At 35.3% G+C, this 12,362-nt stretch carries 8 protein-coding genes; 4 read left to right on the plus strand and 4 right to left on the minus strand.

Annotation, left to right across the window (positions count from 1 at the left end; genetic code table 11):
* Positions 1-53: 53 nt before the first annotated feature.
* The 4 genes from OQ292_RS21610 to OQ292_RS21625 all read left to right on the plus strand — a co-directional run bounded on the left by OQ292_RS21610 (position 54) and on the right by OQ292_RS21625 (position 5,039).
* Positions 54-1,523, plus strand: a complete 1,470-nt coding sequence (locus OQ292_RS21610) for a sulfatase family protein (protein ID WP_284686041.1) — start codon at positions 54-56, stop codon at positions 1,521-1,523.
* Positions 1,524-1,542: 19 nt separating this feature from the next.
* On the plus strand, positions 1,543-2,328 hold the full coding sequence (locus OQ292_RS21615) for a sulfatase-like hydrolase/transferase (protein ID WP_284686042.1): 786 nt from the start codon (positions 1,543-1,545) through the stop codon (positions 2,326-2,328).
* Complete coding sequence (locus OQ292_RS21620; protein ID WP_284686043.1) at positions 2,328-3,272, plus strand: sulfatase/phosphatase domain-containing protein; 945 nt, start codon at positions 2,328-2,330, stop codon at positions 3,270-3,272. The genes OQ292_RS21615 and OQ292_RS21620 overlap by 1 nt, the downstream gene beginning before the upstream one ends.
* 105 nt (positions 3,273-3,377) lie before the next feature.
* Positions 3,378-5,039: a sulfatase family protein gene (locus OQ292_RS21625; protein WP_284686044.1), complete on the plus strand. Its 1,662-nt coding sequence runs from the start codon at positions 3,378-3,380 to the stop codon at positions 5,037-5,039.
* A gap of 243 nt (positions 5,040-5,282) precedes the next feature.
* Here OQ292_RS21625 and OQ292_RS21630 read toward each other — a convergent pair whose 3' ends face one another.
* From OQ292_RS21630 to OQ292_RS21645, 4 genes are all read right to left on the minus strand, one after another.
* Positions 5,283-6,959, minus strand: a complete 1,677-nt coding sequence (locus OQ292_RS21630; RefSeq protein WP_284686045.1) for a RagB/SusD family nutrient uptake outer membrane protein — start codon at positions 6,957-6,959, stop codon at positions 5,283-5,285.
* Between the two features lie 26 nt (positions 6,960-6,985).
* The gene (locus OQ292_RS21635; RefSeq protein WP_284686046.1) at positions 6,986-10,276 is read right to left on the minus strand and encodes a SusC/RagA family TonB-linked outer membrane protein; all 3,291 of its coding nucleotides are present in this window, start codon (positions 10,274-10,276) and stop codon (positions 6,986-6,988) included.
* Positions 10,277-10,464: 188 nt separating this feature from the next.
* Positions 10,465-11,526: a FecR family protein gene (locus OQ292_RS21640; protein ID WP_284686047.1), complete on the minus strand. Its 1,062-nt coding sequence runs from the start codon at positions 11,524-11,526 to the stop codon at positions 10,465-10,467.
* Positions 11,527-11,648: 122 nt separating this feature from the next.
* On the minus strand, positions 11,649-12,332 hold the full coding sequence (locus OQ292_RS21645; protein ID WP_284686048.1) for an RNA polymerase sigma factor: 684 nt from the start codon (positions 12,330-12,332) through the stop codon (positions 11,649-11,651).
* Between the last annotated feature and the right edge of the window lie 30 nt (positions 12,333-12,362).

Genomic DNA, 12,362 nt, shown 5'->3' on the forward strand with positions numbered 1-12,362 from the left:
GAATAATTACAGAGATAAATAGGAAAATCACAACAAATAAAATAAACTATTAGATGAAGACTACTAAATATCAAAAAATTTTATCGCGGCTTGCAATTCCATTAGGATTCATATTGGGTTTTATTGCTTGTACTACTCCAACTAAAGAGCCAAGCGAGGTACCTAATAAAGCCAATGGAAAACCGACAAACTTTATAATCATCTTTGCAGATGACCTTGGTTATGGTGATTTAAGTACATTTGGACACCCTACTATTCGTACGCCTAATCTAGATAGAATGGCAGTAGAAGGCCAGAAGTGGACAAATTTTTATGTTGGTGCAAGTGTATGTACTCCAAGTCGTGCAGCTTTACTTACTGGCAGATTACCAATAAGAAATGGTATGACTAGCCGCGTAAACCGTGTACTTTTTCCAGATTCTAAAAATGGACTTCCACAAACTGAGGTAACCATTGCCGAGCAAATGAAAAAAGCTGGTTATGCAACTGCTGCAATAGGAAAATGGCATTTAGGACACAAAGAAGAATTTCTGCCAACAAGCCATGGCTTCGATTACTATTATGGCATTCCATATAGCAACGATATGGATAATATTATTCCATTTAGATCCGCTCAGGGATATTTTGACTTTTGGAAATCTCCAGAACGAAAAGATATAAAAACCTTTAATGTCCCATTGATGCGCAATACAGAAATAATAGAAAGACCAGCCGATCAAAATACGATTACAAGAAGATATACCGAAGAGGCAATGAAGTTTGTTACAGAGAACAAAGAGAAACCTTTCTTTCTATATCTAGCTCATAATTTACCCCATGTGCCATTATTTGCATCTAATGATTTTGAAGGAAAAAGCCCAAGAGGTTTATATGGTGACGTAGTTGAAGAAATCGATTTCTGGATAGGTGAGCTTTTAAATACGCTTAAAGAGAATGGTTTAGACAAAAACACAATGGTTGTTTTTACTTCAGACAATGGCCCATGGTTAATAATGAATCAGGAAGGTGGAAGTGCTGGTTTACTTCGAGATGGTAAAGGCTCTACTTGGGAAGGAGGTATGCGTGAACCAACTATATTCTGGGCACCAGGAAGTATTAAGCCTGGCATTGTAACAGACTTGGGTACTACTATGGACCTTTTTACCACTTTAAGTAATATGGTTGGTGTGCCAATTCCTAACGATCGAATAGTTGATGGTTTAGACCTTAGTGGAACTTTGTTTGAAGGAAAGAAAAGTCCTAGAAATGATATGTTTTATTATCGTGGAGACTGGTTATATGCAGTTAGGGTGGGAGATTACAAAGCACATTTTATTACTCAAGAGCCTTATGGCAGTGAGGTAATTAGACATGATCCACCTCTGCTTTATAACTTAAGTGTAGATCCTTCTGAAAAATACGATATCGCTAAAGAAAATCCGGAAGTAATTGAACAAATAAGGGAGGTAATGAAAGCGCACGACGAAAAAATGGTGAAAGGTCCAGATATGTTGAAAGATAGGGAAGGAACTTCTTCGAAGTAATCAAAAGTTTTTTTCACTTATGAAATCAACCTATAAATTACTACTTATTACAAAGATTTATCTCTTGAGCATATTGCCTCTTGTTACTCATGCTCAAGAGAGTGATTTACATCCCAACATTCTCTGGATTGTCTGCGAAGATATTGGTCCATATATAGGTGCATATAGTTATAAAGGTGTGAAAACACCGAATATAGATCAGTTAGCTCGGGAGGGAGAACTTTACACTAGGGCATATACTACAGCAGGTGTATGTGCACCTAGTAGGTCTTGTTTGGTAACGGGAATGTATCAGACGTCAATAGGCACAATGCATATGAGAACGTTGAATTATGATAATCCAAAAAACACACCGGTACCAGATTACTCAGCAGTTATTCCTCCTTTTGTTAAATGTTTTCCTGAGTATTTACGAATAGCAGGTTACTATACAACAAACAACGAGAAACAAGATTATCAATTTGAACCTCCTGTTACAGTGTGGGATGAAAATAGTGCAGCAGCTTCTTGGCAAAATAGAGAGAAAGGTCAACCATTTTTTTCCATATTTAATTTAGCTATCTCACATGAGATGAATCTTTTTATAAGAGAGGATGAAGCATATACAGTCGATCCAGATAATGTTGTAGTTCCTGCTTTCTATCCACAAACAGAAACTGCAAAAAAAGCTGTTGCCAGACAGCTTACCAATATCGAAAAAATGGATAGCCAAGTAGGCGAAATTATAGCTAAGTTGAAAGAAGATGGTTTGTATGATAATACATGGATATTTTTTTATAGCGATCATGGAGGAGCGCTACCTTGATGAAACGTGAGTTATTAGAAAGGGGAACTCATATTCCATTAATTGTAAAATACCCTAATGCAAAAAATGCAGGTACAGTAAATGATAATTTGGTAAGTGCAGTAGATTTTGCTCCATCAGTATTATCAATTGCAGGCGTAACTATTCCAGCATATATGCAAGGGCAAGCTTTTTTAGGAGATCAGAAAGTTGATTATCCAAGAAAATATATATATGCTGCTCGCGACAGAGTATCGGTAAAATATGATAGGGTTCGAGCTGTAAGTGATGGACGCTTTAAGTATCTCTATAATTACATGCCGGAGTTGCCTTATTATCAAGATCTAAATTTCAGGAAAAGCATTCCATTAATGAAAGAAATACTAGCTCAAAAAGAGAATGGTGAGTTAAATCCAATGATGATGAAGTGGTTCGATACCAAACCAGTAGAAGAATTATACGATACTCAGACTGATCCGGATGAATTTAATAACCTTGCTACTGACTCAAAATATGCAGATAAATTGAACGAGATGCGTGCTGCCTTTCAAACATGGAGATCAATTACCGGAGATATGGCAGAAAAACCTGAAAAGGAAATGATCGAAGATTGGTGGAATGGTAAAAATGAACCTCCTATTACTGCGCAGCCTGTTGTTTATCAGGCAGATGCTGGTATCAAGCTTTTTTGTGATACTGAGGGGGCATCTATTGGTTATCAAATATTAAAAAAAGGAGAACTCATCGATGAAAAATTAACTCACAAAATTCTCTCTTGGGATTTTGCCAGTATACTAGGTAGAGTAGGAAAAAATGGTGAAAGCTTTGAGTCAGACAGACCGTGGAAAGTTTACGAACCAGATAAACCAATTATACTTGAGAAAGATGAAAAATTGGTAATTAAAGCAAGAAGAATAGGCTACAAAGAATCAACACTAACATATGTTGAAAAGAGTGAGTACTAACATTAGACTGCTTGCTCATAGAATTAAATTCATAAATTGGGATATTATATAAATTAAAAATGCTATTTTAAAGAAACCATAAATAACAAAAAAGAAACTGGAACAATGAATACCCAAAAACTAATTCATACTACATTAATAGGTTTAGTTTTCATTACATTAATTGGATGCAAGACGGAGAAAACTGAAGTACCGCCACCACAAAGGCCAAACATACTTTTTATAATGAGTGACGATCATGCCTACCAAGCAATTAGTGCTTATGGTGGTGAATTGGCTGAGGTCGCACCTACACCCAATATCGATCGATTGGCAGATCAGGGTATGAGGTTCAACAATTGTTTGGTAACAAACTCGATTTGTGGGCCTTCTAGAGCTACAATTCTCACAGGTAAATACAGTCATTTAAATGGTTTTATAGACAATACCATCGGTTCGGAATTTGATTTTAGTCAACAAACCTTTACCAAAGTGTTGCAAAAGTCAGGCTATCAAACAGCAATTATTGGTAAATTGCATTTAGGTAATACACCAACTGGATTTGATTATTTCGACATTCTTCCAGATCAGGGAGACTACTACAATCCAACATTTATTAATCAGGAAGGGCGATATAAACTAGAAGGTTATGCTACAGAAATCATCACAGATAAAACCATCGAATGGCTAAAAGGTAGAAAGGATTCAGACCAGCCTTTTATGGTAATGATGCAGCACAAAGCACCTCACAGAGCTTGGGAACCAGGGCCTAATGAGTTAGGCATGTATGAAGATGTTACTTTTCCAGAACCAGAAACACTTTTCGATGATTATTCTGGTAATAGAGATGCTGCTGAGCTAAATAATATGACGATCTCCAAGACCATGTATATGGATCGAGATTTAAAAATGTCTGATGAACCAAGACGGGGGTTAAATGAGCAGCAATTATCACTTTGGGATTCGGTGTATAAGCCAGTATTAGATGAATTTAAAAAGACCAATCCTACAGGAGAAGAACTGGTAAGGTTTAAATATCAGCGCTATATGAAAGACTATCTGTCATGTGTTTCGGCGGTAGACAAAAGTGTAGGAAAAGTATTAGATTACCTAAAAGAAAATGGGCTAGATAAAAACACAATTGTAGTTTATACTTCGGATCAAGGATTCTATTTGGGTGAGCATGGTTGGTTTGATAAAAGATGGATGTACAGAGAATCGTTACGCACTCCATTGTTAATAAGCTGGCCGGGAGTTATTAAAGCAAAAACAGTTAACAACGAACTAGTATCAAATTTAGATTTTGGAGAGACTTTTCTAGATATAGCAGGAGCAGAGATTCCAGCAGAAATGCAAGGTAAAAGTATGTTGCCAATATTAAAAGGTGAAAAACCAAACGATTGGAGAGAAGCACATTATTACCATTATTACGAGCATCCATCAGAACACAATGTAATGAGGCATTATGGCATCACAACAGACAAATATAAACTGATTCATTTTTATTATGATATAGACCATTGGGAATTGTTTGATCTGGAAAAAGACCCAGAAGAGATGCAAAATGTATATGGTGAACCAACCTATGCAGAGATTCAAGAGCAATTACACAAGCAGTTAGAAGAGCTTAGAGCAGAGTACAAAGACAACGATTCATTAAATCAGCAATTTATCGATGAGTATAACGAAAAGGTAAAAGCCAACCCATTAATAGAATACTGGAAACTCGCTCCAGATGAAATGCAAAGGTTGTATAGAGAATACATGCAAAAGCAAGGGGAAAAATAGCTTGTAAATCGGTTTCAATCAAAAATGACATTATCTAGAGTTTGGGTAATGTCATTTTTATTGGTTTATTGATTTTTGAATTTAGGGATTTGATACAAAGTATTAAATTGTACTATTGACATTCCGTTAGTATCACAATTAAATACTCAAAATACAGAGTAATAATTTCCTGTAGACATAAAAAACGAGAGGTAAATGTACCTCCCGTTTTGTAAATAGAATCCAAAAAGTATGAACTGAAAATTAGTTGTATCCTGGGTTTTGTTCCAGAACTGCATCTTTATTAAGATTAATTTCTGTTTGCGGAATTGGCAATAATAAATTGTGCTCATCTAAGCCATTGGTAGTTTCAATATTGCCATCTGCACGAGTTGTAGTTCCATTTAATGTAGTAGCTCTTTCTATAAGAGTTCCGGTACGAATTAAAGTCATACGACGGTTTTCTTCTGCTAAAAGCTCTCTGGCTCTTTCGTCTAAAATAAATTCTAGTGTAATATCACTAGCATCTACAGTAGAAGCATTTGCTCTTTCTCTTAGCATATTAATATCACTTGCAGCTCCACTTGCATTCCCTTGTTTAAATCGGGCTTCAGCTCTCAAAAGATATGTTTCTCCTAATCTCATTAAAATAAAATCTTTCCACATACCATAACCAAAAGTATCTCTACTATCAAAATGTCCCCATTTAAGTGTGTAAGGAGTAAGTTTATAGATTGTGTCAGAGGCAAATATTTTAACGCTTTCTCCATTACCTAAATCAAACTCAGCATCTTCTCCATAAGGTATAGCTACTCCTCTAATTGCATCATACTTTGTGTCTGGATTATTGAAATAATGCTGACGGTGGATGCTGAACTGAGAGTTTCTCATATCTCCATTTTCATATAAATCATATAAAACCCAATCGTTTAATCTAATTCTTCCTAAACCACGACCACCCAAAGTATCGATAGGAACCATACCTGTAACATCGTGATAAGCAGCACCCCAAATTCTTCTTTGTTGAGGATTACCACTACTACCACCAGTTACATCAGTAGGATTTTCTTGTTCCATAACCCAAATTGCTTCTGTGTTTCCTTCTGATCGACGTTGGTTACCAAATAAAAACATATCAGAAAAGGCATCACCTTCTTCGCTACTGTTTACGCCATAGCGTTCGGTTACAAGACTAAAGTTTCCACTGTTGATAATAGCATCACATTGCTCTTCTGCTTTAGCTGCTTCGTCTGTTCTTAAATAATATTCAGCAAGTAATTGGCGAGCCATTGATTGATTTACCCTTGCTTCATATGTTACTTCATTTATATTTGGCAAGTTAGTTATTGCATATAGAAGATCTGATTCTACTAAAGAGTTTACTTCGGTTACGGAGTTTCTAACAAAATCTGTTTTAGGAGCAGTTAAAGGCTCTGTAACTACTGGCACTCCACCATAAAGAGTAGCAAACATGTTATAAGCGTAAGCTCTAAAAAATTTTGCTTCAGCATTATAAGCATTTAATTCTTCGTCTGTCATTCCAGTAGCTTCTCCACTTTCTGCATTTGAAATTAACACATTGGCATTGTTTATCATTTTAAACAAGTAAGTCCAAAGTTTACGAGCTGCCTCATCTGTAGAAGTAAGTGTAGAATAATCGAAATAGGGACGAGCATTACCATTTGATCTGCCTGAAGGGGCCCAAACAATATCGGTTCCCAATTGAAACATGGCCAGTAAAGTTTGGTCGTCTGTGGTAGTTAATAATGTACTAAAGTGGTTGTGTAAACCTATTGCGGCTGCTTCAAAACCAAGTTGGTCTGTAAGAGTTTCTGGTGCGTAGGCATCTAGTACTTCTTCATCTAAAAAGTCATCACTGCATCCAACAGATAGTGACATAAAGAAAGCAATGCTTATTAAATATTTTATATATCTATTCATTTTTTGTATCGATTTGAAGTGAAACATTAAAGTGAAAGATTAAGACCTAATGAGAAGGTTCTAACCAATGGATAGTTGTTTGTCCAGCCATCTGAACCTCTAGAGCTGTAAGACATTTCAGGATCCCAACCAAACCAATCGGTGAAAGTATATAGGTTTCTACCCGCAGCGTATACAGTTAAGCCTCCAATACCCATTTTTTCCAATGCTGTAGATGGAAATACATAGCTTAAGCGCACATCTTTAATTCTTACATAACTGTAGTCTTCTGCAAATTGGTAGCCTCTATAGTTTTTATAAGCTGCTAATGAAGGCCAATAGTTATCTTGGTTTTCAGGTGTCCAGTATCCATAATCTTCTGGTAGGTTTCTTCTCCATGCTTCATCTGCATAAGTTAAATCTCTATTACTGCGTAATCCACCGTGAGACACTTGTAGAAAAACACTTAGGTGAAAATTTTTGTATCTAAATGTATTAGTTAAACCTCCAATCCATTTAGGGTCTCTTTGCCCAATTACCACTTTGTCGTCAGCAGTGATCTGGCCATCTCCATCTTGATCTTTAAATTTTAGATCACCAGCTTGTGCTACTGGGTCGGAAGAGGCAATGTCTTCACCTTCTTGCCAAATGCCTGTTTTTTCGTAATCGTATATAATTCTTAAAGGCTGACCAATAAACCAAGCATTACCAAGATCATCTTGTCCATCTCCGTATAAGTCTAATAGCTTATTTTTGTAAGTAGAGAAGTTAAGGCTAGTTTGCCATTCAAAATCTGGTTTTTCTATGTTTACTGTTTTAAGAGTTAGCTCAAAACCTACGTTTTGCATCTCACCAAGATTTGCCCAAACATCGTCGTAACCAGTAATGGTTGGCAAGCTTCTTTCTAGCAAAATATCTTTTGTTTTAGTCTTGTAAACTTCAACAGTACCACTAATTCTACTTTGGATAAGTCCAAAATCTAAAGCAAGGTTAGCAGAGGTAGTAGTCTCCCAGTTAAGGTCGGCATTACCCAATGTATTATATAAAACCCCTGTTAGTGCAGAACCTCCAAATGGTTGCTGTACTGTGCTAGCGATAGAAGCTGTTTGGTTTACACCAATTGCTTGGTTTCCAGATTGACCAATAGATAATCTTAATTTTAAGTTATCAACTATTGGTACGTTATTCATAAAGTTTTCATTGCTGATGTTCCAGCCAAGCGCCATTGAAGGGAATAAACCATACTTACTAGTGTTTGCACCAAATGCTGAATAACCATCGCGACGTGCCGTAAAGGTGAACAGGTAACGACTATCGTAAGAGTAGTTAATTCTACCCATTTGAGAAAGCAGTGAATAACTATTGCCAGACGAATTGTTCGAATGTGTATTACCAGCACTCATGTTGTAATACAGTAAAGCATCATTAGTGAAATTCTTAGATTGAGCATCAGTAAAGATGTAATCTACTTTCTGAGCGCTATACAAGGCCGTTACATCAAAATGGTGTTTCTCAATATCTTTGTTGTAAGTTAAGATATTCTCAATTACCCAGTTAGCTGTTTCAGAGTTAGAAACATAAGCAGTACCACTTTGGTCGTTAGCGGCTCTACCTGTGTAAGTTGCATATCTATTAATATTATAGATGTATGACCCGTTTAGTCTGTATTTTAATCCATCTATAAAGCCAGGAGTAAATTCAGCATATCCGCTTCCTGTAAGGTTCTTTTTTCTATCTACTCTTTCGGTAGTAAGACCTAATAATGGATTTTTAAATAACTGTTCTGGCTCCATTGGGTAAATAATATATTCACCATTTTCATCATAAGGAACAGAATAAGGACTCATTGCTGTAGCCTCTAAAAAGTTTACTCTACCACCATCGTAGTTATTATCTGTAAAAAATACTGAAGTACCTACTTTCAGATATTTATTCACTTTTGCATCAATATTTGTACGAATGTTTGTTCTTTGAAATTGGTAACCTTTTACCACACCTTTTTGGTCAAGTCTACCCAATGATACATAGTACTGTATGTTTTCGGTACCACCTGAGATGTTAAGGTTGTGTTCTTGCAAAACACCTGTTTGTGTGGTTTCGTCTAGCCAGTCTGTAGTTACCCCATCGTTGTAGTTTTCAACTTCAGAGGCATTTGGTAAAATAGCTGTTTGTGCAAGACTGTTAGCTTCCATGTAGTCGGCATATTTCTGTACATATGCATCTGGACTCATTGGAGTAAGTTTATGGGCGATACTTTCTACACCACCATAGCCACTATAGTTAATTTTTGGTTTACCATCAGAGTCTGCACCTCTTTTAGTGGTAATCAAGATAACACCATTTGCCCCTCTAGTACCATAAATCGCTACTGCCGATGCATCTTTTAATATCTCGATAGACTTAATGTCATTAGGATTAATATCATTTGTAGTTCCAAAAAATGGGATTCCATCTAAAACTATAAAAGGACTTGTATTCGCATTAATAGAATTTACACCCCTTACCTGTATGGTTGACTCACTACCCGGTACCGAAGAATTTTGAGTAATATTTAAACCTGCGGTTGTACCTTGTATGGCATGCATCAAGTTGGTTACTGGCAAATTGGTTAATCTGTCTTTTGGTACTGAAGATACAGAACCTGTTACATCCGATCTTTTTTGAGTACCATAACCAACTACAACAACTTCCTCTAACTGTTCTAGGTCTGGTTGAAGACTAATATCTATTACACTTTGTGTGGTTACTTCAACCTCTTGTGTTACAAAGCCAATGTAACTAAACTGAAGGGTTGCTCCATCTGAAGCATTTAAAGAATAATTTCCATCAAAATCACTAGTAGTACCCGTAGTTGTTCCTTTTATAAGGATGGAAACACCCGGCAAAGGTTGGTTATCATCAGCAGATTTAACAGAACCTTTAATAAGGTTCTGAAAGTTTTCAAGCTCAACAATATCTCTTACTGCTTGTTCCTGATTCTCCTTTTCAGATACAAAAATGTTCCCATTAATTCTTTTAAACTTTAGGTCTTCATTTTTAGAGATTTCTTGAAGAATCTCCATTAAGGAGCTATTATCAAAACGTGTTGAAATTCGCTTTTTAGAAATACTTTTATCATGGTATAAAAAGCTGAACTCGGTTTGAGTTTCTATGTTTTTAAAAACATCTTTTAATGCTTTATCATTACAATCAAGTGTAATGTAGATTTTATCTAGACCAATATTTTGGCTTCTGCCTTCTTCTGCCAAAAGCATACTTGCGAATATACTTTGTAGAAAAATGCCATATAATGCAAACTTTGACATCATGTAAACTTGACGTATAATTTTCAATTTCATATTTTTAGAAAGTTTTATGGAAATATATTTTCATAAGAGTTCTGGGTTGCAAAATTTCCAGTTGCCGCTACCAACGAGATACTGGTTATATTGCAAGTTTCCAGAATAATCAGGGCCAGTTTTCTTAACAGGGAACTGGCTTTTTTTTATTAGGCTAACTGGTATTCATGACGCTTTATATTAAAAAATTATTTATTTATGGTTACGGTATTTGATTTATGATCTATTGTAAAAGAAAAACCCGATGAAAAACTAATGCCTTCCAATACGTCTGCTAAAGTTTTTCCTGTGTATTTCCCACTAAAATCCTTTACTTTATCTGGTTTGTGTTTAATGATGAATTTTACATCATACCAGCGCTCTAGTTTATCTATAATCTCTTCGAATGAGGCATTCTTAAAATAAATAATACCATCTTTCCAGGCAGTAACCTCAATGGGATCAAATGCAGTTGTAATACTTTTTCCAGTTGCTTTTTTTAAAGTAAACATTTGGTTAGGAGAAAGGAGCACAGGCTTCTCTATCGTGTGTTCCACAATGTTATGAACTTCTAATTTGCCAGTAACCAAGGCTACTTTTATTTCCTTTTTTTCAGGGTAAGCATTTATGTTAAAAGAAGTACCCAATACTTTTGTAAAGATCGATTCGCCTACATAAATGGTAAATGGGCTGGTAGTATCTCTAGCAATATCAAAAAAAGCTTCGCCTTCCAGATAAACTACCCGCTCGTGTGCAGGAAATTTTTCTGGAATTCTTAACTTGCTTTCTGAATTGAGTTTTACTGTTGAACCATCAGGTAACTTAAAAAGAGTTTTTACTCCTTTGGGACTGTATTTAGATAAATATTTAATTTCTTCGGTTTGAGTGGTTTGCTCTTGTTGGAAGTATTTTTCTTGATTCTTGAAGAGATAAACAGCAGCTACAATAAAAATGATAGACGCGGCAATTCTAACAGTTATATTTGAGTACCAATTAGAGGAGTTGCGGTTTTCTAATTTTTTATGTTCAATACCTTTTAGTATTTTTTCGAGTACTTCGCTAGTCTCTTTTTTAGTAGGGGTATAAGAATTATAGGAAATACCAAGTAAAATGTCTTTTGCTTTTAGAATGGTATCTTCTTTTTCTGGATTGTTTTCAAGCCAGTTATCCCAGAAAAAGTCTAATTCTGGGGAATGATCAGGATTTTTAACCCACTCTATAAATAGAGTATCCTTTAAAAAATCTTCAATTTCGTAGTCTTTATATTCCATTTTCATATGTATTCAATCTACGAAAGCAAAAAAGCGATAAAATGCCGCTGCAATTTTTAAAACTTTTTTGTAACTAATTGAAATACAGAGAGAAAAAATAAAATTGAGTTGAAGTATGGTGTCTATTTTAGTAAAAAAGTGGCTAGAGCCATAAGTATAATTACTACCAAAGCAAGATCTGTAAAAGTGATACTACCTCTGAGCGATTCTATTGCCTTATAGATTAGTGAGCGGGCAGACTTTACTTTAGTCATCCCCATAAGTAATGCGATTTCTTGATAGGAGAAGTTTTCATAAAAAAAGTAGTATATCGCTTCTCTTTGTCTTTTAGGTAATTTATTAATGGCAGTGTTCAATCTGGATTTATTGTAAGAAACAGTTTCTTCACTAATTAGCTGCATCTCCGGACTGTTCTGCACTTGAAAAGTTTTGTCGTTTTCATTGCTTCCATAAAAAGAAAGCAGGCTATTGTTACAAACCTTGGCAATCCTTCTTCTTAAACTTCTATATAGGTAAAATTTAATAGAAGTTGTTTCGCAAAGATTTTCTTTTGAGCTGGATAAATCAATAAACAACTCTTGTATGCAATCTTTTATAACATCGGTATCTTTAGTAAACTGTATACCATAATTGCAAAGTAATGGGAAGTATTGCTGATAAATGTAGATGAGTGCCTTTCTATTGCCTTTCTTAAATTCTTCCCAAATCTCTTTATCCGTTTTATTCTCAAATAAAACATTAATAGAGTGGTTAAAACTTTCTGTTAATTCAAAATTAGCGTAAGATACTTTCAATTTTCTCATCATTCATATTTTATTAAGCTCATCTAGTAAAAA

The sequence above is a fragment of the Chondrinema litorale genome (genome assembly GCF_026250525.1).
GTDB lineage: Bacteria > Bacteroidota > Bacteroidia > Cytophagales > Flammeovirgaceae > Chondrinema > Chondrinema litorale.